Annotated in this window: 22 protein-coding genes and 1 tRNA gene; 7 read left to right on the forward strand and 16 right to left on the reverse strand. The window is 67.1% G+C overall.

Annotated features, from left to right (window positions below; translation table 11 throughout):
• Positions 1-28: 28 nt before the first annotated feature.
• The 6 genes from purM to WKB88_RS14215 form a co-directional block, all read right to left on the reverse strand.
• Entirely contained in the window at positions 29-1,144 is a 1,116-nt protein-coding gene (purM, locus tag WKB88_RS14190) for a phosphoribosylformylglycinamidine cyclo-ligase (protein WP_341395195.1), read from the reverse strand.
• Entirely contained in the window at positions 1,141-2,709 is a 1,569-nt protein-coding gene (gene purF, locus WKB88_RS14195) for an amidophosphoribosyltransferase (RefSeq protein WP_341395196.1), read from the reverse strand. The genes purM and purF overlap by 4 nt, the downstream gene beginning before the upstream one ends.
• A gap of 68 nt (positions 2,710-2,777) precedes the next feature.
• A complete protein-coding gene (locus tag WKB88_RS14200; protein ID WP_341395197.1) occupies positions 2,778-3,065 on the reverse strand; it encodes a hypothetical protein in 288 nt (95 codons plus the stop codon).
• Positions 3,066-3,090: 25 nt separating this feature from the next.
• The gene (locus tag WKB88_RS14205) at positions 3,091-3,471 is read right to left on the reverse strand and encodes a sterol carrier family protein (protein WP_341395198.1); all 381 of its coding nucleotides are present in this window, start codon (positions 3,469-3,471) and stop codon (positions 3,091-3,093) included.
• 24 nt (positions 3,472-3,495) lie between these two features.
• On the reverse strand, positions 3,496-4,503 hold the full coding sequence (locus WKB88_RS14210; RefSeq protein ID WP_341395199.1) for an asparaginase: 1,008 nt from the start codon (positions 4,501-4,503) through the stop codon (positions 3,496-3,498).
• A gap of 4 nt (positions 4,504-4,507) precedes the next feature.
• Positions 4,508-6,265 (reverse strand): molybdopterin-dependent oxidoreductase, encoded by a 1,758-nt coding sequence (locus tag WKB88_RS14215; protein ID WP_445818929.1) that lies wholly within the window; start codon positions 6,263-6,265, stop codon positions 4,508-4,510.
• Between the two features lie 98 nt (positions 6,266-6,363).
• Between WKB88_RS14215 and purD the strand changes: the two genes are divergently transcribed.
• Entirely contained in the window at positions 6,364-7,710 is a 1,347-nt protein-coding gene (gene purD, locus WKB88_RS14220; RefSeq protein WP_341395200.1) for a phosphoribosylamine--glycine ligase, read from the forward strand.
• On the forward strand, positions 7,707-8,600 hold the full coding sequence (locus WKB88_RS14225) for a phosphoribosylaminoimidazolesuccinocarboxamide synthase (RefSeq protein ID WP_341395201.1): 894 nt from the start codon (positions 7,707-7,709) through the stop codon (positions 8,598-8,600). The genes purD and WKB88_RS14225 overlap by 4 nt, the downstream gene beginning before the upstream one ends.
• 120 nt (positions 8,601-8,720) lie before the next feature.
• Here WKB88_RS14225 and WKB88_RS14230 read toward each other — a convergent pair.
• From WKB88_RS14230 to WKB88_RS14250, 5 genes are all read right to left on the reverse strand, one after another.
• Positions 8,721-8,797, reverse strand: a tRNA-Pro gene (locus WKB88_RS14230).
• 153 nt (positions 8,798-8,950) lie between these two features.
• Positions 8,951-10,816 carry an ABC transporter ATP-binding protein gene (locus tag WKB88_RS14235; protein WP_341395202.1) on the reverse strand — a complete coding sequence of 622 codons (1,866 nt, stop codon included), beginning with the start codon at positions 10,814-10,816 and terminating at the stop codon, positions 8,951-8,953.
• Positions 10,813-12,681, reverse strand: coding sequence for an ABC transporter ATP-binding protein (locus WKB88_RS14240; RefSeq protein WP_341395203.1), 1,869 nt, complete (start codon positions 12,679-12,681; stop codon positions 10,813-10,815). The genes WKB88_RS14235 and WKB88_RS14240 overlap by 4 nt, the downstream gene beginning before the upstream one ends.
• 186 nt (positions 12,682-12,867) lie before the next feature.
• On the reverse strand, positions 12,868-13,803 hold the full coding sequence (locus WKB88_RS14245) for a metallophosphoesterase (RefSeq protein WP_341395204.1): 936 nt from the start codon (positions 13,801-13,803) through the stop codon (positions 12,868-12,870).
• 2 nt (positions 13,804-13,805) lie between these two features.
• The gene (locus WKB88_RS14250) at positions 13,806-16,133 is read right to left on the reverse strand and encodes a transglycosylase domain-containing protein (RefSeq protein ID WP_341395205.1); all 2,328 of its coding nucleotides are present in this window, start codon (positions 16,131-16,133) and stop codon (positions 13,806-13,808) included.
• Between the two features lie 37 nt (positions 16,134-16,170).
• Between WKB88_RS14250 and WKB88_RS14255 the strand changes: the two genes are divergently transcribed.
• Genes WKB88_RS14255 through WKB88_RS14265 form a run of 3 tightly spaced genes read left to right on the forward strand, consistent with a single transcriptional unit; the run spans position 16,171 to position 17,715 of the window.
• Positions 16,171-16,329 carry a DUF4177 domain-containing protein gene (locus WKB88_RS14255; RefSeq protein ID WP_146067190.1) on the forward strand — a complete coding sequence of 53 codons (159 nt, stop codon included), beginning with the start codon at positions 16,171-16,173 and terminating at the stop codon, positions 16,327-16,329.
• Positions 16,326-16,808, forward strand: coding sequence for a RidA family protein (locus tag WKB88_RS14260; protein WP_341395206.1), 483 nt, complete (start codon positions 16,326-16,328; stop codon positions 16,806-16,808). The genes WKB88_RS14255 and WKB88_RS14260 overlap by 4 nt, the downstream gene beginning before the upstream one ends.
• Positions 16,801-17,715 (forward strand): NUDIX hydrolase, encoded by a 915-nt coding sequence (locus WKB88_RS14265; protein WP_445818930.1) that lies wholly within the window; start codon positions 16,801-16,803, stop codon positions 17,713-17,715. The genes WKB88_RS14260 and WKB88_RS14265 overlap by 8 nt, the downstream gene beginning before the upstream one ends.
• Positions 17,716-17,815: 100 nt before the next feature.
• Here WKB88_RS14265 and WKB88_RS14270 read toward each other — a convergent pair whose 3' ends face one another.
• Complete coding sequence (locus WKB88_RS14270; RefSeq protein WP_104053107.1) at positions 17,816-18,493, reverse strand: Crp/Fnr family transcriptional regulator; 678 nt, start codon at positions 18,491-18,493, stop codon at positions 17,816-17,818.
• 229 nt (positions 18,494-18,722) lie between these two features.
• Here WKB88_RS14270 and WKB88_RS14275 point away from each other — a divergent pair, with 229 nt between their 5' ends.
• Positions 18,723-19,907, forward strand: a complete 1,185-nt coding sequence (locus WKB88_RS14275) for a MarP family serine protease (protein ID WP_341395208.1) — start codon at positions 18,723-18,725, stop codon at positions 19,905-19,907.
• Between the two features lie 37 nt (positions 19,908-19,944).
• Here WKB88_RS14275 and aroQ read toward each other — a convergent pair whose 3' ends face one another.
• From aroQ to WKB88_RS14290, 3 genes are all read right to left on the reverse strand, one after another.
• Positions 19,945-20,409, reverse strand: a complete 465-nt coding sequence (gene aroQ / locus WKB88_RS14280; protein ID WP_341395209.1) for a type II 3-dehydroquinate dehydratase — start codon at positions 20,407-20,409, stop codon at positions 19,945-19,947.
• Positions 20,410-20,416: 7 nt separating this feature from the next.
• Positions 20,417-21,778, reverse strand: coding sequence for an MFS transporter (locus tag WKB88_RS14285; protein ID WP_341395210.1), 1,362 nt, complete (start codon positions 21,776-21,778; stop codon positions 20,417-20,419).
• A gap of 85 nt (positions 21,779-21,863) precedes the next feature.
• Complete coding sequence (locus WKB88_RS14290) at positions 21,864-22,421, reverse strand: TetR/AcrR family transcriptional regulator (protein WP_341395211.1); 558 nt, start codon at positions 22,419-22,421, stop codon at positions 21,864-21,866.
• 101 nt (positions 22,422-22,522) lie between these two features.
• Here WKB88_RS14290 and WKB88_RS14295 point away from each other — a divergent pair, with 101 nt between their 5' ends.
• Complete coding sequence (locus WKB88_RS14295; protein WP_341395212.1) at positions 22,523-22,942, forward strand: organic hydroperoxide resistance protein; 420 nt, start codon at positions 22,523-22,525, stop codon at positions 22,940-22,942.
• 88 nt (positions 22,943-23,030) lie between these two features.
• Here the strand turns inward: WKB88_RS14295 and acs are convergent, their stop codons facing one another.
• Complete coding sequence (gene acs / locus WKB88_RS14300) at positions 23,031-25,019, reverse strand: acetate--CoA ligase (RefSeq protein WP_341395213.1); 1,989 nt, start codon at positions 25,017-25,019, stop codon at positions 23,031-23,033.
• Between the last annotated feature and the right edge of the window lie 172 nt (positions 25,020-25,191).

Genomic DNA, 25,191 nt, shown 5'->3' on the forward strand with positions numbered 1-25,191 from the left:
TGCGGTTCCCGCCAGCCCGCGGTTCCCGCTAGCCCGCGTAGTTTCCCACCAGGCGGACCGCGCCGCCGTCGACTCCCTTGGCGCCCTGGACATAGTCGGGTCCCGCCTGTGCTTCACCGGCGGCTCCCACCGTGCCCATCACCCAGGCCGGAACTCCGCGTTCGGCAAGCCGGTTCACAGCTGCATCGGCACCCGCGGCATCGACGATGGCCACCATGCCCACTCCCAGGTTCAGCGTGCGCTCCAAATCGGGCTGCGGCACGTTCCCCAGCTCGCCTACCAGCTTGAAGATGGGCGGGAGCTCCCACGTGGAGCGGTCCACGGTCGCTTCGAGGCCCTTGGGCAGTACACGCGCCAGGTTGGCCGCAAGGCCGCCTCCGGTGACGTGGCTGAAACCGTGGACGCCGGCGGCTTCCAGCCGTGCCAGGTCCAGGCAGTCGGCAGCGTAAACCCGGGTGGGTTCCAGCAGCTCCTCACCAAGCGTGCGCCCAAATTCGCTGACCTGGCGCTCCAGCTGCCAGCCGGCATGGTTGATCACGCGGCGGACCAGCGAGTATCCGTTGGAGTGCAGCCCCGAGGACGCCATACCGATCACCACGTCGCCGCTGCGGACCCGTTCCGGTCCCAGCAGGTTCCCGGCCTCGACGACGCCGGTAGCCGCGCCCGCGACGTCGTACTCATGCTCTCCCAGCAGGCCCGGGTGCTCGGCGGTCTCGCCGCCCACCAGTGCTGTTCCGGCAACCTCGCAGGCCGCGGCAATGCCGCGGACAATGTCGGCAATGCGTTCCGGAACCACCTTGCCGCAGGCGATGTAGTCCGTCATGAACAGCGGCTCGGCTCCGACCACCACGATGTCGTCCACCACCATGCCCACCAGGTCGAAGCCGATGGTGTCGTGGATGTCCATGGCCTGGGCAATGGCCACCTTGGTGCCCACGCCGTCGGTGGAGGTGGCAAGCAGCGGCTTCTTGTAGGTCAGCAGCCGGGAAACGTCGTAGAGTCCGGCAAATCCGCCCACTCCGCCCAGCACGGAGGAATTGTGCGTGGCCTTCACCGCGGCCTTCATCAGTTCCACGGCCCTGTCGCCGGCTTCAACGTCCACGCCCGCTGAGGCATAGGTAATGGCGGTCTTGGACGAGCTCATACGGCTTCCTTCTTGTCAGCTTTGGTCAGGAGATTCTCAAACTCGGCATCCGGGCCGGGATCGCAGCCGTTGGCCCCGTCCTCGTCGGCCGGATTGCCGGGCGCTGCGGGCTCGAGCAGGTTCTTGCCCAGCCGGTCCGCCGAGGGCAGCTCAATCGGATAGACACCGGTGAAGCAGGCGGTGCACAGCCGCTCGCGCGGCTGCTGGGTGGCGCCGATCATGCCCTCCTCGGAGATGTAGGCCAGGGTGTCGGCTCCCACGGAGGCGCAGATCTCCTCGACGGCGGCACCGTTGGCAATCAGCTCGGCACGGGAAGCAAAGTCAATGCCGTAGAAGCACGGCCACTGGACCGGCGGGGAGGAAATCTTGACGTGCACTTCCTTGGCGCCCACCTCGCGCAGCATCCGCACAATCGCCCGCTGCGTGTTTCCGCGGACAATGGAGTCGTCCACAACCACCACGCGCTTGCCGCGGATGACGGATTCGAGGGCATTGAGCTTGAGCTTTATGCCCAGCTGGCGCAGGGTCTGGCTGGGCTGGATGAAGGTGCGCCCCACGTACGAGTTCTTGACGAAGCCGTGGGCGAAGGGAATGCCCGACTCCTCGGCGTAGCCGACGGCCGCCGGGGTGCCGGACTCGGGCACCGGAATGACAATGTCCGCCTCGACCGGGTACTCGCGGGCCAGCTGGCGTCCCATCTCCACCCGGCTCTCGTAGACGGACCGGCCGTTGATGACGGCGTCGGGCCGGGCGAGGTAGACGTATTCGAAGACGCAGCCTGCCGGGGTGGCTTCGCCGAAGCTGGTGCTGCGGATGCCTGATTCATCGATGGCGATGAATTCGCCGGGCTTGATTTCGCGGATGAAGCTGGCGCCCACGGTGGCGAGTGCGGAGCCTTCGGAGGCCACCACCCAGCCGCTGGCCAGCCGGCCCAGCACCAGCGGACGGACGCCGTAGGTGTCGCGGGCCGCGTAGAGGGTGCCTTCATCCATGAAGACAAAGGAAAAGGCCCCGCGCAGCTTGGGCAGCAGCTCGAGGGCTGTGTCTTCCAGCGAACGCCCGTCGGAGCCGTTGAGCAGGGCAGTGACCAGCGCAGTGTCCGAGGTATTGCCCTGGGCGATTTCACCGAACCGGGGCCGGCCCTCGCGTTCAATGATCATGTCGTACAGCTCGGCGGAGTTGGTCAGGTTGCCGTTGTGCGCCAGGGCCACGGTTCCGCTCGCCGTTGCGCCCAGCGTGGGCTGCGCGTTGGCCCACTGCGAGGACCCGGTGGTGGAATACCGGCAGTGCCCCACCGCAATGTGGCCGGTCAGGGTATTGAGGGTGGTTTCGTCAAAGACCTGGGACACCAGGCCCATGTCCTTGTAGACACTGATTCTGTTGCCGTCACTCGTAGCAATGCCGGCGGACTCCTGTCCGCGGTGCTGCAGCGCGTACAACCCGTAATACGTGAGTTTTGCTACTTCTTCGCCGGGGGCCCAGACACCAAAAACTCCGCAGGCATCCTGCGGACCTTTCTCGCCGGGCATGAGATCGTGGGAAAGCTTTCCGTCACCGCGTGCCATGAGATTAGTGTCTCACGGCGGAGTCAAAGCCGGAGTTTGATGCGGAACCATTACGGAGCCGCCGGGAGTTACTCCTCGTCGCGCTCCACGACGGCGCGGCGTGCCTTGCGCACGCTGATCCAGTCCAGAAGCAGGGCGGCGACGGCGCCGAGGCAGACTCCGGGAATGGCAAACATGATGGTGAAGAAGCCCAGGGTTGCCGCCCGGGTGTAGGTGGGGTCGGCCGGCCCGGAGTAGGCGACTACCAGCGCGGCAATGAACCCGGCGATCACGCCCAGAGCCAGGAACGGGATAAAGCGGGGAGCGCGGCGGACGGTAATCTCGCGGCGTTCAGGGCTGTGCTGCTCGGAATTCATATCCAAATTCTACCGGCAGTAGAGATTATTGCCCTGCACGGAACAGCGGAAGCCACTCTGAGAGGTCCGCGCGCAGCCCGGATGCGGCCACCTGCCCGGCTCCGACGGCGTCGGCCCACGATTGCCTTCCGGCTATGAGCGCCAACCATGTGGCAGCATCGGTCTCGATCACGTTTGGCGGCGTTCCCCGGGTGTGGCGGGGGCCGGCCACGCACTGGGTGACGCCGAACGGCGGGACCCGGACCTCCACACTGTTGCCCGGCGCGCGCTCGGCCAGCTCCTCCAGGGAATAGCGGACCGCGGTTGCCGTGGTCTTGCGGTCGGCCGGGGATCCGGTCTCAGCCGCTGCCAGGGCAGCCCGCAGCGCCGCCTCACCCTCGGGCGCCGGGACGCGTCGTCGTGCCATGGGTAATCCGTCCGCTGCCGCTGGTCAGGAATCCAGCAGGGCCGTGACGGGTGCCCCGAGCCGGATGCTGCCGACGGGCTCGCCTCCGCCGAGTACCGGACGGACAATCTTGTCCAGTACCGCGCCGATCTTGCCGGCATCCACCGCCCCGCTGGCCGCCAGCAGGGTCAGTCCCACGAGGGAAGCGCCCCGGGTGTCGCCGTCCAGCATCTTCAGGGCGACTGACACGCCGGTGTCGGTGCCCAGCACGAGGACGCCTTCGGCGCCGTTTTTGGAAATGATGCCCAGGTCTTCCATCACCACGGTGTTTTCGCGGCCGTGGCCGTGGACGGCCCAGGGGTAGTCGAGCATCGCGGTGGCCACGGTGGCGGCCCGGGCGTCGCCGTGCTTGCTCGAGGGTGCCTTGGACAGGCGCCCGATGCCGCGGGCCAGGCCGGTGAGGGAAACGGCGGCCAGCGGCGCGCCGCAGCCGTCGGTGGCCCAGTGCCGGATGGTTTCGCCGGTGAATTCCTCGAAGACCTCGGCGATGCGCAGCTGCAGCGGATGCTGCGGGTCCAGATACGTGGCGTGGTCCCAGTTGTTTTCGGTGCAGGCCCAGAGGAACGCGGCGTGCTTGCCGGAGCAGTTGAAGGCGAGCTTGTTTTTGCCCTTGCCGCTGCGGATCAGCTCATGCCGGGCGGCTTCATCCTGCGGCCAGTCCTCGGGGCACTGCAGGTGCTCTTCGGTGACTCCGGCGGCAGCCAGCATGGTCTTGACGACGTCGGTGTGTTCCTTGGACCCGGTGTGGCTGGCTGCGGCCAGCGCCACCTGCGGGCCGCGCAGCGGGACGCCGGACTTCATGGCGGCCACCGCCTGGAACGGCTTGAGCGTGGAGCGCGGAAAGATGGGAGTCGTTATGTCGCCCAGGGCGGTGACGACGCTTCCGTCCGCCGCCATGACGACGGCGGAACCGATGTGGCGGGACTCGATGAAACCGTTGCGTTCCACAACGGCAAGTTCAACGGCATCGGACGCAGTAAAAGTGGCAGGCATGTTCTTATTCCACCATGAACTGCACCGACTGCCAGCCGGAGGCGCCGTCGGGCACCGTGTCGGCGCGGGCGTCGGTCTGCACACCGTCCCGCGGATCCGTGGCCCGTGCCCGCACCGTGTGGTTGCCCGCAGCCAGCGCCGGAGTACGGAAGGAGAACTGCCGCCAGGTGTCCACCGAGGCCTCCGCGGCCAGGACCGCCGGCTGCCACTCGCCGTCGTCGATCTGCACTTCCACTCCGGTGATGCCGCGCTGCTGTGACCAGGCTGTGCCGCCGACGTCCACGGGGCCGGCCGGTATCCGGGCGAACGATGCCGGGACCTCCACCCGCGCCATCGTCTTGACCGGCGCCTGCTCGGCCCACCCGCGGTCGGTCCAGTAGGCGGTCTGGGCGTCGAAGCGGGTCACCTCCATGTCGATGAGCCATTTGGTCGCGGATACAAAGCCGTAGAGGCCGGGCACCACCATCCGCACCGGATAGCCGTGCACCGGAGGCAGCGGCTCACCGTTCATGCCCACGGCCAGCAGGGCGTCGCGGTCATCCTGCAGCACCTCCAGGGGAGTGGAGGCGCTGAAGCCGTCGATGCTGGTGGAGAGAACCATGTCGGCCCCTGCGGTGGGGCGGGCCCGGGCCAGCAGCTCCCGCACCGGCAGTCCCAGCCACTTGGCAGTACCGGCCAGGTCTCCGCCGAGCGGATTGGAAACGCAGGTCAGGGTGAGGTGGCGTTCCACCAGGTCCGAGTCCAGCAGCTCGGCAAAGCTGATCCGGATCTCTTCCTCCACCATCCCGTGGATCCGCAGTTCCCAGGTTTCGGCGTCCACCTCCGGCACGCTCAGCGCGGTGTCGATCCGGTAGAAGTCTGCATTCGGCGTCAGCCACGGCGTTACGCCGGGCACCGGCGACTGCAGGCCGGCGGGAAGGGCGGGAGCGGGCTCGGCGGCGGCGGGCAGTTTCAGGGCCGCACGGAAGGTGGCCGTGGTGCTGCGGGCCGCGGCGACGGCCCGGCCGCCGGTTGCTGCCGCAGCCGCCAGCACCGCCGTGAGCCCGGCAGCAACGAAGAACCCGCGCCGGTTCGGAATGGGTCCGGGGTGCAGACCGGGGTGCAGGCCGGGGCCCGCGGGGGACGGGGCGCCGATGACGGCCCCGGCACCGCCGTCGTTCTGACCGTCCCCCGCCGAGACCGGCTGGACGGCGGGCGCCGCTGCGGGGATGCCTGCCGACCGGTGCTTACTATCCGCCTGCTGCCCGTGCACCGCAACAGAAGGAGCGGATTTCGCGGCAGGAATGCGCCGAAGAAGCCCGCGCAGCACGCCAATGCCGGCTGCGGTGCCCAGCAGGGTCGGCACCGCGTCGAGGGGAGCAGCCCCGGCGCGGGTCAGGACGCACGCGACGATCACCGCGCCCATGACGACGACGGCGACAACTCCGAGCGCCCAGCGGTACCGGGCCAGCACCCCTGCGAGGGCGGCCAGCACGGCGATGGTCACGGCCATGCCGGCAAAGAGGGCAGCTTTGTCATTGGTGCCAAAGGTTTCCACCGCGAAGTTCTTCAGCCACAGGGGAGTGAAGTCAATAAACGTGGAGCCCAGGGCAATGAGCGGGCGGGCCCGCGCAGTAAAGAACGCGCCGGCCAGCTCGGCCACGGCCAGCACCATTGCGGCGGCGAGGATCCCGGCCACTGCGGCGTAGATCAGTGCGGGCCGGGGCCGGAGCAGGGTCAGGATGCGGGTTCGGGCGGGCGGGGGTGCTGGGGAGGCCGTCATGGAAACTATTCGCAGCAGCCCGGTGCAGGTATGGGTGGCCGCGTCACACGGGAGCCGTGCTTTCGGCTGCCGGAGCCCAACCAGTACCCTGAACTACTGTGAAGGTTCTCGTTGTTGGCCCCGGCGGCCGCGAACATGCCCTTGTCCGATCCCTCCTCGCTGACCCCTATGTCCGAGAGGTCCACGCTGCCCCCGGCAACGCGGGCATCGCGCAGATGGTTCCGGTCCACGCGGTCAACGCCAGCGATCCGGCGGAGGTGACCGCGCTCGCCAAGACCCTGGGTTCAACCCTGGTGGTCATCGGCCCGGAAGCTCCGCTGGCCGCAGGCGTTGCGGACGCCCTGCGCGAGGCAGGCATTCCGGTGTTTGGTCCCTCGCAGGCGGCCGCCCAGCTGGAGGCCTCAAAGGCTTTTGCCAAGCAGGTCATGGCCGCGGCCAGCGTTCCCACTGCCATGGCCCGGGTGGCCTCGACTGCCGAGCAGGCCGCCGATGCGCTGGACACCTTTGGTGCACCCTATGTGGTCAAGGACGACGGCCTGGCCGCGGGCAAGGGCGTGGTGGTCACGTCCGACCGGGACGCTGCGCTGGCGCATGCGCAGGCCTGCTTTGACGCCGGCGGAACTGTGGTGATCGAGGAATTCCTGGACGGCCCCGAAGTGTCCCTCTTTGTCCTCTCCGACGGCCGCAATGTTGTTCCCCTGGCACCCGCCCAGGATTTCAAGCGCATTCACGACGGCGATGCCGGCCCCAACACCGGCGGCATGGGAGCCTATTCGCCGCTGAACTGGGTTCCGGCGGACCTCGTGGATGATGTCGTTCGGCGCGTCGCGCAGCCCACGGTCGATGAAATGGCCGCCCGCGGCACCCCGTTTGTCGGCGTCCTGTACTGCGGACTGGCCCTGACCTCGCGCGGCATGCGCGTCATCGAATTTAATGCCCGCTTCGGCGATCCGGAAACCCAGGCTGTCCTGGCCCGGTTGAAAACCCCGCTCGGCGGTCTGCTGCTGGCCGCGGCCAAGGGTGAGCTGGACGCCATGGAACAGCTTAAATGGGACCCGCGGACGGCAGTGGCGGTGGTGGTCGCTGCCGCCAATTATCCGGAGACCCCGCGCACCGGAGACCGGATCCGGGGCTTGAAGAAGGCGGAAAAGCTCGACGGCGTACACGTCCTGCACGCCGGTACCGCGCTCAATGGGGACGGCAAGGCAGTCTCCGCCGGCGGACGGGTGCTCGCCGTCGTCGGGCTCGGCTCTGACCTGGGGAACGCCCGGGACCTGGCCTATGCCGGGGTGGAGAAAATCCGGCTGGACGGGTCCCAGCACCGGAGCGACATTGCCCTGAAGGCGCTGCGCGGGGAAGTGGAGGTTCCCTCCGGCACCTGCACTGTACCGGACGCCGCTACGGAAAACACGCCTGCACGCAGCCTGGACGGAGACCCGGCATGAGCGCGCCCGAACTGGCCGGCTGGACCCACGTCTACTCCGGCAAGGTCCGCGATCTCTATGTGCCCGCGGACCTGTCCGCGCCCGGGGCGCAGGAGCGTGTCCTGGTGGTCGCGAGTGACCGGATCAGCGCCTTTGACCATGTACTGGCCTCCGAGATCCCGGACAAGGGCCGCATCCTGACCCAGCTGAGCCTGTGGTGGTTTGACCAGCTGGCCGTGCCCAACCATGTGATTTCCGCGGACGAGGGCGTGCCGACCGAAGTGGCCGGCCGGGCGATGATCTGCAAAAAGCTGGAGATGTACCCGGTGGAGTGCATCGCCCGCGGCTACCTCACCGGGACCGGACTGGCCGAATACCGGCAGTCGCAGACCGTGTGCGAGGTGCCGCTGCCCGCCGGACTGGTGGACGGCTCCCGGCTGGAGCCGGCGATCTTTACGCCTTCGGCCAAGGCTGAGGTGGGCGAGCATGACGAGAACATCAGCTTTGGTGCCGTGGTGGAATCCGTTGGCGCCGAAACGGCGGAAACGCTGCGCGCGCTCACGCTGGAGATCTACACGGCGGCCGAGGCGATCGCCCGGGACCGCGGGATTATCCTGGCGGACACCAAGGTGGAGTTCGGCAAGGATCCGGCCACCGGCGAGGTGACCCTGGGCGATGAGGTGCTGACCCCGGACTCCTCCCGCTTCTGGGACGCCGCGCTCTACGAGCCGGGCCGCGCGCAGCCGTCCTTCGACAAGCAGTACGTCCGCGACTGGCTCACGTCGCCGGAATCGGGCTGGGACAAGTCCTCGGACACCCCGCCGCCCGCCCTGCCGGCCGACGTCGTCGAACGCACCCGCGCGCGCTATGTGGAGGCCTACGAGCGGCTCACCGGGAAAAAGTTCGAGTAGGGGACTTTGTTCGGGAACTCCCCCTTCCTCCGGCACGGGGGAGTCCCCGAACCAGACGAACAGCAGGGAACTTAACGAAAAAGGTTCCCTTCCGGAAAAACCGGAAGGGAACCTTTTCTATGGTCGGGGTGACAGGATTTGAACCTGCGACCTCGTCGTCCCGAACGACGCGCGCTACCAAGCTGCGCCACACCCCGTAACCACTGCTATTCGGCGGGTTTCCCCGCCGCTGAAGCAACTTTACAAGTGTAGACGATGAGGTCCGGTTCCGCGAAACCGGGGCTGCACACCGGCGGTAACACGGACGACGGCGCCCGTTTGCGCCGTCGTCCCATGCCGCCGCCGTCGTCCTACACCAGTGACTCCTGCCAAGCGGCCTGCAGCTTGGCGAACCGGCCGGTGCCGGCGGTGAGCTCGGCCGGGGTGCCGTCCTCGACCACCTCGCCGGAGTGCATCACCAGCACCCGGTCGGCAATCTCCACGGTGGAGAGGCGGTGCGCAATGATCAAAGCCGTCCGGTTCCCGAGCAGGGTCTTCAGGCCGTGCTGCACGAGCCGTTCGCTGGGGATGTCCAGCGAGGACGTGGCCTCATCCAGGATCAGCACCGCCGGATCGGCCAGGAAGGCGCGGGCAAAGCTGATCAGCTGGCGCTGGCCGGCGGACACCCGGCCGCCGCGCTTGTTCACGTCAGTGTCATAACCCTCCGGCAGCGCTTCGATGAACTCGTGCGCGCCCACGGCCTTGGCCGAGGCGATGATTTCCGCGCGGCTGGCCTCGGGCTTGCCCAGCGCGATGTTGTCCGCCACCGAACCGCTGAACAGGAAGGCCTCCTGGGTCACCATGACGACGGCGCGGCGCAGGTCCCGCTGCGTGAGGTCGCGCAGGTCCACACCGTCCAGCAGCACGGCTCCTTGCGACGGGTCGTAGAAGCGGGCGATCAGCTTGGCCAGGGTCGACTTTCCGGCCCCGGTCTGGCCGACCAGGGCGACCGTCTGCCCGGCGGGAATGTGCAGGTCCATCTGCGGGAGGATCACCGGGCCGCTGCCGTACCGGAACTCCACGCCGTCAAACCGGATGTCGCCGGCGGCGTGCTTGAGTTCCACCGGATGCTGGGGCGGGCGGACGGTGGGAACTTCCTCCAGCAGCCCGGAGACCTTTTCCAGCGCCGCGGAGGCGGACTGGAAGGAGTTGTAGAACATGGCCATCTGGTCCACCGGCTGGAAGAAGCGCTTCGAGTACAGCAGCAGGGCCAGCAGGGCACCCACCTCGAGGCCGCCGTCGAGCACCCGGAACCCGCCCACCAGCAGCACCACGGCCACCGTGGCGTTGCCGATCAGCACCAGTCCGGGCTGGAAAACGCCGTTAAGGTTGATGGAGCGGACGGTCGCCACCCGGTAGTCATCGGCCAGCTCGTCGTACTTCCGGGCGTTGACCTGTTCGCGGCGGAATGCCTTCACAGCCCGGATTCCGGTCATTGTCTCCACGAAGTGCACAATCAGTTTCGCGGAGGTCACCCGGGACGCGCGGTAGGCCAGATGGGAACGCGTCTGGTACCAGCGCGTCAGCAGGAACATGGGAACAAACGCCACCAGCAGCAGCAGCCCGGTGCGCCAGTCCAGCAGGAAAATGCTGACGGCGGTGAACAGCATGTACATGGCGCCTGAGGCCAGGGAGCTGATGCCCGAGTCGAGCAGTTCGCGCAGGGCCTCCAGATCCGAGGTCTGCCGGGAGATGATGCGCCCGGAGGTGTATTTCTCGTGGAACTCCAGGCTCAGGCGCTGGGTGTGCCGGAAAACCCGCAGCCGCAGGTCCAGCAGCATGGCCTGGCTCAGCAGTGCGGTGGCGCGGACGTATCCGGCGGTCAGGGCGGCCGCCAGCAGCGCCGCCACGAGGTACGCAACGCCGGAGAGGATCAGCGGCAGGCTGTTGCCGGCCTGCAGGTCAGGGAGGGCATGGTCGATGCCGTAGGCGATGATGGCCGGTCCGGCCACCCGCGCGGCCTGGGAGAAGACGACCAACGCCACCGTGCCGATGAACCTGGCGCGGTTGGGCCGGATCAGGGACCCGAGCAGGGCCAGGGAACGGCGCCGGACCGCCCGGTTTTCTTCCGCTCCGAGGTGGACGGCGTCCTCGCCGGCGGTGCCGAGCCGGGCGGCGGCGTCGTAGTTCGGATCGGAGCCCTTGGCGGGGCCGCGGCGGACAGTAAAGCGGCTCATCGCACTATCTCCTCATCATCGAGGCGCTGGGCCGCCAGGCCGTCGCCGTCGTCGTTCTCCGGCACCGGGCCGTCGTCGAGCCCGCTGTCCAGATCCTTGGGGTCCGTGGGCAGGCTCGCGATCACGTACCGGTAGTGCTCATTGCCAGCGAGCAGCTCGGCGTGGGTTCCGACGGCGCTGATCCGGCCGTCCTGAAGCAGGGCGACGCGGTCGGCCAAGGATACCGTGGAGGGGCGGTGCGCGACCACCAGCGTGGTGGTGTCGGCCAGCACCTCCCGAAGCCGGCCCTCAACCAGTTCTTCGGTGCGGACGTCCAGGGCCGACAGCGGATCATCCATGATCAGGACCTTCGGCCGGGCGGCAATGGCGCGGGCCAGGGCCACACGCTGGCGCTGCCCGCCGGACAGGCTCAGGCCCTCCTCGCCGATCAGCGTGTCGGTGCCCTCGGGCAGCGAGTACACGAAGTCGGCCTGCGCCACGTCGAGCGCCTGGGCCAGCAGCTGGTCCGCTTCGGCGGAACTTGCCGGTTCGGCGCCGAGCAGCACGTTGTCCCGTACGGAGCTGGAGAACAGGGTGGTGTCCTCGAAAGCCACCGCCACGATGGTGCGGAGCTCTTCAAGGTCCAGGTCCCGCAGGTCGGTGCCGTCGATCCGGATCGAGCCGCCGGTGACGTCGAAGAGCCGGGGCACGAGCTGCAGCAGGGTTGTTTTCCCGCTTCCGGTGACCCCCACCAGCGCCATGGTTTCGCCGGGACGCAGGCAGAGGTCGACGCCGTCGATCAGGTTGCGTGTGCCGTCTTTGGTGTCCGGATAGGCGAAATGCACATCGTCGAACACCAGCTCCCCGCGCACGTCCTGCAGGTGCACCGGGTTGGCCGGGCTGGTGATGGAGCGCCGGGCGTCCATGACCTCGTAGTGGCGGTCAATTGCGGTTTTTGCGGTGAGCGTCATGGACAGCAGCGGCCCGATGGCCTCCACCGGGCCGGCGACGACGGCGGCGGTGGCGAAGAACGCGACCAGCGCGCCGATGCTGAGCGTGCCGTCGGCCACGGAAATGATGCCGACGACGAGGGCCGCGGCCAGGGCGGCCTCGGGCAGCAGTGTGACCACCAGCGAGAACTTGGCCAGTGAATTGGCCTTGGACACTTCCGTCAGACGCAGTTCCTGGGCCTGTTCCTCGAAGGAGTCCAGGGCTTCGCGGCTGCGGCCGAAGGCCTTCAGGACGCGGATGCCGTGGACGGATTCCTCCACGGTGGTGGCCAGGTCGCCGGTCTGGTCCTGGCTTTGGCGGGACACCTGCCGGTAGAACCGGTTGAAGCGGAATCCGTAAATGACGATGGGAACAGCAGCTGCCATGAAGATCAGGGCCAGCGGCCAGCTGGTGAACAGCATGACGGTAAACCCGATCACCACGGTCAGGGCGGTGACTACGAGCATGATGGCGCCGAACGCCATCCAGCGGCGGATCAGGTTCAGGTCGCTCATGGCGCGGGAGAGCAGCTGGCCGCTGCCCCAGCGGTCGTGGAATTCCACGGACAGGTCCTGCAGATGCCGGTAGAACGAGGTGCGCATCCGGGTTTCCACAGTGGTGGCGGGGGCGATCACGAACTGGCGGCGCAGCGCTACGAAGACGGCTTCCAGCACGCCCAGGCCCAGCACGACGCCGGCCGCGCCCCACACCGCAGCGGAGGATCCGCCGGGGTTGAGCGAGGTGTTGATCAGGACCCGGAAGACCTGCGGGATGGCCAGCGCCATGAGGCTGGCCCCCAGTGCGCAGAAGAGTCCAAGGATTAGGCGGAGAAGGATGGGCCGCAGATGGGGATACAGCCGTCCAAGGGATAGCCACAGTGTTGTTTGCGCGGGCATGAAACCTCTTTGTGCGGGTGGAGGGTTCTGCTGCGAGCAGTTGTCCCTGGTGGCCTCAATCCTAAGCCTGCCCGGCGACGGAATCGACGGGGGTCCGGAGTATGGTCCGGGCCGGAACGAAATGCCTGCTTCACGCCCGGTGCGGTCGCTGCCCGGGAGTCTGAGCCGGCGCCGCTCAGGCCGGTTTTATGCCCGCGGGGTCAGCGTCAGCAGGACCGCTTCGGGACGGCAGGCGAACCGGACCGGAGCGAAACGGGAGGTTCCGATCCCGGCGGACACGTTCATCGGTACGCTTCGGCCGTTGTGCTCCCACATCGACACGCCCTTGGCCCGTGAGGTGGGCAGGTCGCAGTTGCTGACCAGTGCGCCGTAAAACGGGATGCAGACCTGTCCGCCGTGGGTGTGGCCGGCCAGGATCAGCTCCGCGCCGCCGTCGGTAAAGTAATTCAGCACCCGCTGGTAGGGCGCATGGGCGACCCCGACCCGGAGAGCGGGGAGCGCAGCGGCGGCAGCGGCTGGTTCGGGGAACCCTGCATAGACGTCGCGGTCCAGATGCGGATCATCCACGCCGGAGAAATCCAGCCGGACGCCGTCGATGACCTTGGAATCCCGGCGATTGGTCAGTCCGGTCCAGCCGGCGTCGTCGAATGCGCCGAACAGCTCTCCAAACGGCAGTGCCGGCGGTTCCCTGGTGATTTTCGAAGGCCCGGTGAAGTAGGTGAAGGGGCTCTTCAGCATCGGACCGTAGTAGTCATTCGAGCCGGGAACGTAAACGCCGGGGAACCGCAGCAGCGGTTTGAGCGCCTCAAGCAGCGGCGGAACGGCATCGGGGTGGCTGAGGTTGTCACCGGTGTTGACCACCAGGTCCGGTTCCAGCTCGGCAAGCGAGGCCAGCCACCGTGTTTTGACGTTCTGGTTCGGAACAAAGTGGATATCCGAAAGGTGCAGCACCCGCAGGGGCGTGCTGCCCGGGGGCAGGACAGCCAGCGTCTCCGTGCGGACGCCGAAGAGGTTGCGTTCGATCAATGAGGCGTAGGCCAGGGCGGCAGCCCCGGCTCCGGCGGCGGCTCCGGCCGTCCATGCCGCCGAGCGCAGGGCAGTGCCCAGGGATGAGTCAGCCACAGTTAGTACGTCTCGCGTCCGGCAGCAAGCCGGTCTTCGAAGAAGCTCACCCCGGAAGCGTTGTTGTCGCCCTCGGACTCGCCGCCGCCGTCTCCGCCGTCGTTGCCGTCGCCGCCGCCGTTGCCCTCGTCATTGTCGGAGGCGGGGCTGGGGGACGGCGCGGGAGCGGGCTTCGGGGCCTGGGGCGCATTGCCCATGATGCTGGCGGGCGGGGGAGTGAAGGGGTTGGCCCCGTATTCGCCGGGGATGCGCTGGATGAAGTTCTTCCAGGACGGTCCGGCAATGAGTGAACCGTCGATTTCGGGGTAAACCTTGCCGCCGATGGGCTTGCCGATCATGGTTCCACGATCGTCACCCCAGACGTGGTTGCCCAGCCAGGTGGCGGTGACCATGCCGGTGGTGTAACCCATGAACCAGGTCTGGGACCGGAAGTCGTTGGTTCCGGTCTTGCCGGCGACCGGGAGGCCGATCTGCAGGTTGTAGCCCGATCCCTTGGTCATCACCTGCTGGGTGGCAGCGTTGACGCCCTGGGCAACTTCCTTTTTCATGACCTGCTGGCAGTCCGGAGCCGGAACCTCGAAGGTCCGTCCGTCGGATGCCGTCACCGAGGTCAGGGCGCGGGGTTCGCATTTGAGGCCCTCAGCCGCGAAGGTGGCAAAGCCGGTGGCCATGGACAGCGGCGAAGCGTCGCCGCCGCCGCCGAAGGACGATGGCGGGTCGATGCCGAGCCGTTCGTACTCTCCGCTGGAGCTCTTGCCGTTGTGGATGCCGGCGGCAAAGGCCATTTCCTGGAACTTGCACAGATCCAGCTGGTTGATTTCTGCCAGCGTGATGGTGTTCAGGGAGTTTGCCAGGCCGTCGATGACCGAGGTCGTTTTGTAGTTGGTGTCGCCGTAGTTGATGGGTGTCCAGGGTTCCGGAATGCCGTACCGGCCGCCGGGCAGGCAGCTGGCGTTCCAGCTGTGTCCTGCGGGGTAGGTGCGTTTGCGGCCGTCGAGCTGGGCGTTCAGCGTCTTGCCTGCGTCAAGCCAGGCAGCCACGGTAAACGGCTTGTAGGTTGAGCCCGGCTGGAAACCGCCCATGCCGCCCAGGGATTTCTCCGGGTTGCCGTCCTGGTACTGGTCCACGTTGAAGTTCAGCACGGAGTTGCCGGGGCCCTGCTCGGGCGTGTACCGGGTGTTCTGCGCCATGGACAGGATCTTGCCCGTGCCCGGCTCCATGGAGACCATGGAGTGGCCGATCTCGGGGTCGGTGGTGTCCGGGTTCGCCGTCTCGTTGATCGCGGTCTGCGCGGCGTTCTGAATTTCGGGGTCAAGGGTGGTGTTGATGCTCAGACCGCCCCGGTACAGCAGCTTCTCGCGGTCTTCCACCGTGGCGCCGAACCGCTCGTCGTTCGTGACCAGGTGAGTGACATAGTCGCAGAAGTACGGTGCCTGGACGGCGCCGACGCAGTTGCTGGGGACCGGCGTGAGGTTCAGGCCCAGATCGGTGGCGACGGCGGCGTCGTGCTCTTCCTGGGTGATGCGCCCGGTGCTGAGCATGGTGCCGATGACCAGGTTGCGCCGCTTCAGGGCCACTTCGGGGTTGCCGGTGGGGCTGTAGAGCGTGGGACCGTTGACCACGCCGGCCAGCAGCGCGGCCTGGGGGATGTTCAGTTCAGCCGCTGTCACGTTGAAGAAGTACTTGGCGGCTGCCTGGACGCCGAACGTCATCCCGCTGAACGGCACAATGTTGAAGTAGCCCTCAAGGATTTCTTCCTTGCTCAGCTGCTTCTCCACGGCGATGGCGAGCTTCATCTCCCGCAGCTTGTCGCCGTAGGTCTTCTGCACGCTGCCGCTGAAGACGACTTCCTCTTCGTTCTGGAGGTTGGAGTCGATGATGACGTTGTTCACATACTGCTGCGTGATCGTGGAGGCACCGCGGTTGGTGCCGGAGGAGATGTTGGAGGCCAAAGCCCCGATGATGCCCTGCATGTCCACGCCGCCGTGCTCGTAAAAGCGGTCGTCTTCAATGGCAAGCATCGCGTCGATCATGGTGGGAGAGACTTCGGCCAGCTTCACGGGCTGGCGGTTCTCCTCATACAGCGTGGCGATGAGGGAACCGTCATTGGCATAAATCCGAGAGGGCTCGGCCAGTGCTCCCGCCTCAAGTTCCGACGGAAGATCGTCGAAGAACTGCAGGGAACCGGATGCGGCCGTGCCGGCAGCCGCGGCGGCGGGAACGAGGAGTCCCGCGGCCAAAACACCGCAAAGTGCACTGACGCCAAAGAACGCGACGATCTTGCCCAAAGTGGTCGCCGTGTCAAAAAGAGGTGATTTGCGAGCTGCCATGCGCATCAGTCTACAAGCACGCGTTAGTCTTTGGATTATGAGCAAATGGGAATATTTCATCACGCCGCTTCCTCTTCACACACCGGGAGCTGTCCTTAACATGCACGGCGAAGAAGGTTGGGAGCTGGTTCAGATCACCCCCGCCCCCAACGGCACCGGAGCTGTTGCCTATATGAAGCGCGAGAAGTCGCAGTGACAGAGGTTAATGAAGCGGTTTCGGCCGTGGAGCGCCGGCTCGCGGAGCTAGGCCTGACCCTGCCCGCGGTGGCCGCCCCCGTGGCCGCGTACGTGCCGGCCGTTGTTACCGGCAACTACGTCTACACCTCCGGCCAGCTGCCGTTTGTCGACGGCGCGTTGCCGGCTGCGGGGAAGGTGGGCGCCGCGGTGTCCGCCGAGGACGCCGCCGGTTACGCCGCAACCTGCGCCGTCAACGCACTGGCTGCCATCAAGGCACAGATCGGTGACCTGGACCGCATCAGCCGCATTGTGAAAGTAGTGGGCTACGTTGCCTCCGAGCCGTCCTTCACCGGACAGCCGGCCGTCATCAACGGAGCCTCCGAACTGCTGGGGAAGGTCTTCGGCGAGGCGGGCTCCCACGCCCGGTCCGCCGTCGGCGTGGCGGTACTGCCGCTGGATGCCCCGGTCGAAGTAGAAGTGATCGCTGAATTTGCCTAGTTCCTCCCTACGGCTTTTCCCGGTTCCCCCGTATTTGCGGGGGGCCGCGGAAAGCTGGCTAGAACACGGTGACCGCACACCGCGCAAACCCCGCCTGGCATCTTCCGTGGTGCTGGTCCGGGACGCTCCCCGCGGGACTGAAACTTATCTGGCCTACCGGCGCGGCGAATCCCCGCTGGGCAAGGTCGCCTTCCCCGGCGGAAGCATCGAAGAGGGCGACGACGGTTCCGCCGCCGGCTGGTACGGACCCTCCGCCGCAGCCTGGGCCAAATCCCTGGGCATCGACGACCCCCGGCTGGCCCGCCGCCACGTGGTGGCTGCCATCCGCGAGCTTTTCGAAGAAACGGGGATCCTGCTGGCGGGCCCGGACGAGTCCACCCTGCTGGAGGCCAACCGGGGCCCGGAGTGGATGGCGGCACGGTCCGGAATTGCCTCCGGAGAGCTGTCCTTCCTGGACCTGCTCGGCCGCCGCGGCCTGGGCCTGCGCACGGACCTGCTGCGCCCGCTCTCCAACTGGCAGACGGCGGATTTTGCGCTGCGCCGCTTCGACACCCGCTACTTTGCCGCCGTGCAGCCCATCGGCCAGGAGGCCTCCCTGCTCGAGGGCAAGGGCGTCTGGGGCGGGTGGCGGTCCGCGGCCGCTGAAATCGGAGCGCGCGACACGACGTCGCTGGGTGACGAAATCGGGCTTCCGGACACCGCCGGACTGCGCCTGGGGGAACTGACAGTTCCGCAGGTGGAGCTGGTCCTGGAAAAGCTGGCGACTGCCCGCGGCTGCATCGCCTATTTGGCTTCCCGCCGCCCCGCAAAGGTTTACCAGCCCGAACTGGTCCAGAATGACGACGGCTACTGGCTGGCCGTACAGCTCAGCGGCGCCGGCGAAGGTTCGGCCCAGCGGGGGCGCTGACGCCCGCACCTGGATACCGCACCGGTTAAACGACGGCGGCGCCGCCCCGAAAAGGGGAGGCGCCGCCGTCGTCGTGCGGCAGAACCGCTAAGCCGAAGGCCTAGCGGGAGCGCTGACGCAGCCGCTGCACGTCCAGAATGACCACGGCGCGTGCCTCAAGGCGCAGCCAGCCGCGCTGGACGAACTCGGCCAGGGCCTTGTTCACCGTTTCGCGGGAAGCGCCGACCAGCTGGGCCAGCTCTTCCTGGGTCAGCTCGTGTGCCACCAGGATGCCGTCGGTGGCCGGACGGCCGAAGCGGTCCGCGAGATCCAGCAGCGCCTTGGCGACACGGCCGGGAACGTCAGAGAAGACGAGGTCCGCAAGGGACTCGTTGGTGCGGCGCAGGCGGCGGGCCAGTGCCTGCAGCAGCTGCACCGACACCTCCGGGCGCGTTTCCAGCAGCGCCTTCAGGTTGTCGTGCCGCAGTCCCGCAAGACGGGTTTCCGACACCGCGGTGGCGGTGGCGTTGCGCGGGCTCGGATCAAACAGTGCCATCTCGCCGAAGAGCTCGCCCGGGCCGAGGATGGCCAGCAGGTTTTCGCGGCCGTCGGGTGCAGAGCGGCCCAGCTTGATCTTTCCGGACACGATGAAATACAGCTGGTCGCCCTGGTCACCTTCGCGGAAAACTGATGCGCCGCGCGAAAGGTCGACCTCGGTCAACTCGTCGGTCAGAGCTGCGAAGACGTCGTCTCCCAATGAGGCGAACAGTGGCGCACGGCGCAGTACCTCGATATCCATGAAATCTCCTGTAAATAGTTGTCCCTTCTATTATCTTCCCGCACTGCGGCCCCATGTGACACCTGTAATAGCTTTGTTCGCCCTCGGATGATAAAAAGGACGCCCCGACGCACTGCCCGGCGGACTCCGGCGCGGACGGCACACCCAGCTTGGACCGCTAAACTCTGGAGGCAGGGACCGTCGCCGCATGGTCCCGCGTTAGCCCCCTACACCGTATTTGGAGCTGTTTGTGCTCGGTTTCTCCCTGCTTGACATCATTCTGCTGTTGGCGCTGCTGTTCTACCTCATCGCCGGTCTGCGGAACGGTCTGGTGGTGACTCTGGGCGGCATTGTCGGCTTCGTGGCCGGAGCTGTCGCTGCGTTTTTCGCCATTCCGCTGGTCGCGGCGTGGGTGCCCGACGACGGGTGGCGGCTGACCGCCGTTATTGCCACCGTGGCGGTCCTCGTTCTGGGTGGACATGCCGTGGGAGCCGCGCTGGGCGGCGGAATCCGGCGCTGGCTGAACTTCCCGCCGCTGCGGTTTCTGGACCGGCTGTTCGGCGGTGCGGTGAACCTGGCGGTATCCGCACTGGTGATGTCGATGCTCGCGTTCAGCGTCAATACGCTCGGTGTGCCCTTCCTCTCGCAGCAGATCACCTCGTCCAAGGTTTTGACCACCATCGACGAGGCCACTCCGGACCGGGTGCAGGCCTGGACGGCGCAGGTGCGGTCCTTCACGCTGGCCGAGGGCCTGCCGACCATCCTGGACAGCGCGGCACCGGAAACGGTGGTCGCCCCCGACCAGGCGCTCTCCTCCGCTGCGCTCCAAACCTCGTCGGAGTCCGTGGTGAAGATCACCGGCACCGCTTACCAGTGCGGGCAGAACCAGACCGGTTCCGGCTTCGTGGTGGCGGATGACCGCGTCATCACCAACGCCCACGTGGTGGCGGGGGTGTCCGAGCCGGTGGTGCAGATCCCCGGCGGCGGGGCACTTCCGGGCAAGGTGGTCTATTTTGACAGCACCCGTGACCTGGCCGTGCTGTCCGTGGACAACCTGGAGGCGGATCCCATTCCCCTCGGCGACGTGCTGCCGGACGGCACCACGGCGGCCTTTGCCGGGTATCCGGCCGGCGGCCCGTTCCGTCTGCAGGCGGCCAACGTGGAGCGGCTCTCCGACGTCTCCGTCCGTAACATCTACGGCTCATCGCCGGAGGTGCTGGAGGTCTATACCCTGGCGGCCAACGTGCAGCAGGGCAACTCCGGCGGGCCGCTCCTGGATATTGACGGGCAGGTGGCCGGGGTGATCTTCGCCAAGACGACCGGCGAGCAGCCCATCGGCTACGCCCTGTCCCTGAGCGAACTCGGTCCGGTGGCGCAGGCTGCCGCCGGCTACTCCGACCCGGTGTCTCCCGGGCAGTGCATTTCCGGCGAGTAGGACAGGCTGCAAGTAGCAGAGGCTCGGTTCCGCGGGCTCAGTCCCCGGCTTCGCCGTCGAGCCGGGCAGCGAGATAGTTGACCGCCATCCCGTAGCCGGCAATTCCGGCGCCGCAGATGACGACGTCGGCCACTGCCGACACGTAGGAGTGGTGGCGGAACTCCTCGCGCCGGTGGATGTTGCTCAGGTGCACTTCCACGACGGGCAGCCCCACTCCGGACAGCGCATCGGGAATGGCAACCGAGGTGTGGCTGTACGCGGCGGGGTTGATGATGATGGCGTCCGCCAGCCCCGGAGCGCCGTGGATCGCGTCAATCAGGTCCCCCTCGTGGTTGGACTGGATGCAGTCAACCGTCCAGCCCTGCGCCTCGGCCGCCTGGAGGGCGAGTGTCTCGACGTCATCAAGGGTGGCCGTGCCGTAGATCCCCGGCTCCCGGGTGCCCAGGAGGTTCAGGTTGGGGCCGTTGAGGACGAGCAGGTTGCGGGTGCGGGAGGCAGTCATGCCTTAACTATGCGCCAACCTGCACCCGCTCGTCGGCGTCTGCGCCGCGGCGCGTCATGCGGGCCGCAGCAAGCGCGCCGGCAATCGTCACCAGGGACATCAGGGCCAGTACGACGCCGGGATGCCACCACGCACCGCCGGTCGCCTCGCCGTAGGCGGACGTGACCGCCGGGGTAAAGCCGGCGAGGATTCCGGCAAAACTGTAGGCCAGCGAGAGCGCCGTGAAGCCGGTGCGGGCCGGGAACAGGTCAGCCATCAGCCCGCCCAAAGCCGCCCAGGCCGCCGTCGGGGCAATGCCGCCCAGCAGGATGGCCAGGATGTAGGTGGTCTGGTCCGCGGTGCTGATCACCCAGTAGAGCGGGAAGGAAATCAGCAGCGTGGCCGCGGCGCCGGCAGCCACCATCCGGGCCGAGCCGATTCGGGTGGCCAGCCAGCCGAAGGCCGGAATCGTGGCCAATTGCAGGACCGAGCCCACCAGGGCGGCGTTGAGCACGGTGGTGTCGGACAGCCCGAGCTGCTGGGTGCCGTAGGCCTGGGTGTAGGTGGTCATGAGGAAGTAGGAACCGATGCCCAGCAGCGAGGCGGCGGCGGCAACCAGAACGGGCAGCCGCTGAGTGGTGAGCACTTCCAGGACCGGAACGCGGGGAACGGCCTGGTGCTCGGCAACGTCCTTGAAGACCGGGGTTTCCTCGATGGCGAAGCGCAGGTACAGGGCAATGGCCATGAACGGGAAGGCCATCAGGAACGGCAGCCGCCACAGCCCGGCTTCCATGGTTTCCTGCGATGCCTGGGTCAGGAGCAGGAAGGTGGCGGTGACCATGATGGTGCCCACCGGGGAGCCGATCTGCGGGATCGCGGCGTAGAGGGCGCGCTTGCGCGGCTCGGCGTGTTCGGTGGCGATCAGGATGGCTCCGCCCCATTCCCCGCCCACGGCCAGGCCCTGCAGCAGCCGCAGGGTGACGAGCAGCGCCGGAGCCCAGAGGCCGATGGTGTTGTAGTCCGGGAGCAGGCCGATCACGCCGGTGGCCGTGCCCATGAGGACAATGGTCCAGATCAGCGACTTCTTGCGTCCGATCCGGTCTCCGATGTGGCCGAACAGGACCGCTCCGACGGGGCGGGCAATGAAGCCGATGCCCAGGGAGAGGAAGGACAGCAGGACGCCGATCAGCGGATCGACCTCCGGGAAGAAGATCCGGTTCAGGATCAGTGCGGCGGCCGTGCCGAAGACATAGAAGTCATAGGACTCCAGTGCCGTTCCGACAAAGGAGGCTCCGGCTACCCTGCGCGCCATCCGGCGTGACTGCGGGCGGTGCTGCGGATCGGTTTCGGCAGGTGTGGAAGCTGGGGAGGCAGTGCTGGAAGTGGACACGAGCATTGATTCTGCTACCCCGCGTGCCCCGGTGCCAACTTGTTGAGTCCAAGGTCACCCCTGGACTCCGGCGCCGGGTCCGGCGTCAGTGCAGAACGCTGCCGAGAATCGCCCGGCCGGCGCTGACCAGGGAAGCTGAAACCCCGGCCGGATCGGCTACATAACCGTGGACCATGGCCCCGTCCCGCAGCATCAGCAGCTGGTCGGCCAGCGCGGCCGGTTCTGCTGCTCCCAGCTGCGCGAGCCTGCCGCTGACTTCGGCGTGCAGCCATTCCCGGTGCTCCCGGACCACGGCGCGGACCGGGGACCCGGCGTCGGGATACTCCGCTGCCGCGTTGATGAACGGGCAGCCGCGGAATCCGGGTACGCAGGTTTCGGCGCCCATGGCTTCCGCCAGCTGCAGGAGTCCGGTGCAGGGATCGGCGCTTAGGTGCTCAGCTGCCGCTCGGGTCCGCGCGGACTGGGCCTGCAGATAGGCGACCACCAGGTCCTCCTTGGTGCGGAAATGCCGGTAGAAGGTCACCTTGGTGGTGCCCGCTTCCGCGATGATCCGGTCGGCACTCACGGCACGGATGCCCTCGGAATAGAAGAGGGAGGCGGCGGCGTCCAGGATGCGCTCGCGCACCGGCGACTGGCTGGCCATGGTTCCTCCTGGGTTGCGGATTAAGGCGAAGACGCGTTTACTTGCCTCAAGTAGACGTACTAGTCAGTCTACCTGAACGTCCCCCAATTGAAGGAGTCGCCATGAGCGCTTTGTATACCGCTTCAGCCACCGCATCCGGAGACGGCCGCAACGGAGAGGCCCGGACCAGCGACGGCCAGCTGAAACTCAATCTTGCCACTCCCACCGAGATGGGCGGCGCCGGCGACGGCACCAACCCGGAACAGCTCTTTGCCGCCGGCTACGCCGCGTGCTTCCTCTCCGCGCTGAAGATGATTGCCCGCGCCGAGAAGGCTCCGATTGCCGACGCCGCGATCACCGCGGACGTCAGCCTGCACAAGCAGGAAGTCGGCTTCAAGCTCGGTGTCGAGCTGCACGTCGAGATGTCCGGCGTGGACCAGGAGGCCGCCGAAAAGCTCGTCGAAGCCGCCCACCAGGTGTGCCCGTACTCCAACGCGACCCGCGGCAACATCGACGTCGTTCTCGACGTCACCGTCGCCTAACCTCCCCTCGCCGATATGGCAGAAGGTGCGCTTCCCAGCCTTGGGAAGCGCACCTTCTGCCATGTCGCGGGGTTGTTTTCCGCGGGAGTTACTTCCGCATGGACTCCGCAATCTGCTGCATTACGGTGTTGTCCGCGAGCGTGCTCGAATCACCGGCTTCGCGGCCTTCGGCCACGTCCTTGAGCAGCCGGCGCATGATCTTGCCGGAACGGGTCTTGGGCAGCTCCGGCACCACCAGGATGTGACGCGGCTTGGCGATGGGTCCGATTTCCTTGCCCACGTGGTTGCGCAGCGTGGTGACAATGTCGTCGTCGTCCTTGGCGCTGCCGCGCAGGATGACAAACGCCACCACTGCTTCGCCGGTGGTCTCGTCGCTGGCCCCGACGACGGCGGCCTCCGCCACCGACGGATGGCTGACCAGGGCGGATTCAATCTCCGTGGTTGAGAGCCGGTGCCCGGAAACGTTCATCACGTCATCCACCCGGCCGAGCAGCCAAATGTCGCCGTCTTCGTCCTTCTTGGCGCCGTCGCCGGCGAAGTACATGTTGTCGAACCGGGACCAGTAGGTCTGCTTGAAGCGCTCCGGATCACCCCAGATGCCGCGCAGCATGGCCGGCCAGGGCTCCTTGACCACCAGGAAGCCGCCGGAACCGTTGGGCACCGACTCGCCCATCTCATCCACCACGTCAATGGAGATGCCGGGCACTGCCACCTGCGCGGAGCCGGGCTTGGTGGCTGTGACTCCGGGCATCGGCGCGATCATGTGCGCGCCGGTTTCCGTCTGCCACCAGGTATCCACGATGGGCGCGGGGTTTTCCTTCTTGTTGCCGTTGGCGCCGATGACCGTGCGGTACCACATCCAGGCTTCGGGGTTGATGGGCTCACCCACGGAACCGAGGACCCGGATGGAGTCGAGGTTGAACTTCCCGGGAATGTCGCGGCCCCACTTCATGCAGGTGCGGATGGCGGTGGGGGCCGTGTACAGAATGGAGACCTTGTACTTCTCGACCAGCTCCCACCAGCGGCCCTGGTGCGGGGTGTCCGGGGTTCCCTCGTAGATGAGCTGGGTGGCTCCGTTGACCAGCGGCGCGTACGTGACGTAGGAGTGCCCGGTGACCCAGCCGATGTCCGCGGTGCACCAGTACACGTCGGTTTCGGGCTTCAGGTCGAAGGTGTTCAGGTGAGTGAAGGCCGTCTGCGCCAGGTAGCCGCCGGTGGTGTGCAGGATGCCCTTGGGCTTGCCGGTGGTGCCCGAGGTATAGAGGATGAACAGCGGATGCTCGGAGTCGTGCCCCACCGCGGTGTGCTCGGCGCTCGCGGTACCCACGACGTCGTCCCACCACAGGTCGCGTCCCTCGGTCCACTGGACCGGCTCGCCGTTGCGCTTCACGACAACAACGCTGCTGACCGTATGGCCTTCCTTGACCAGCGACTCGTCCACGGCCGGCTTGAGCGACGTCGGCTTGCCGCGCCGGTAGGAGCCGTCGGCGGTGACGACCAGCTTGGCCTCGGCGTCGTCGATCCGGCTGCGCAGTGCATCGGCCGAGAAGCCGCCGAAGACCACGGAATGCACCGCGCCGATGCGGGCGCAGGCCAGCATGGTGATGACTGCTTCGGGAATCATCGGCAGGTAGACGGCCACCCGGTCGCCCTTGGCGACGCCGAGGGATTCGAAGGCGTTGGCCGCCTTCTTGACCTCTTCGGTGAGCTGGGCATACGTGTAGGTGCGGGTGTCGCCGGGCTCGCCTTCGAAGAAGAGTGCCACCCGGTCGCCGCGGCCTGCCTCGACATGGCGGTCCAGGGCGTTGTACGCAGCGTTGATTTTGCCGCCGCCGAACCACTTCGCGAACGGAGCATCGGACCAGTCCAGCGTCTCGGTGAAATCCTTGTCCCAGGTCAGCAGGCTGCGGGCCTGCCGGGCCCAGAACTCCGGCCCTTCGGCTGCCGCTTCCTCATAGAGGGAAGGCTTGGCGACTGCGTTCTCCGCAAAATCCTGGCTGGGCGGGAAACTGCGGTGCTCGTGGAGCAGGTTCTCCAGTGCATCGCCATGCGCCTTGACGGGGGACTGTTCAGACATCGTGAACCCTTTCGCTAACTGTGTGCCCACGGTCCAGCCCGGATCGAGGGGCTGCCGTAGCGTTGGAACAACCCTAACTCCGATCAGACGGGCATGTGTCCACCGTCACATGCAGGCCCGGTAAAGGGGGTAATTCTGCGGTGAGCGGTAGATCACGGCGGATAGCCCTGCG

Source organism: Arthrobacter sp. G119Y2 (assembly GCF_038069765.1).
Lineage (GTDB): Bacteria > Actinomycetota > Actinomycetes > Actinomycetales > Micrococcaceae > Arthrobacter_B.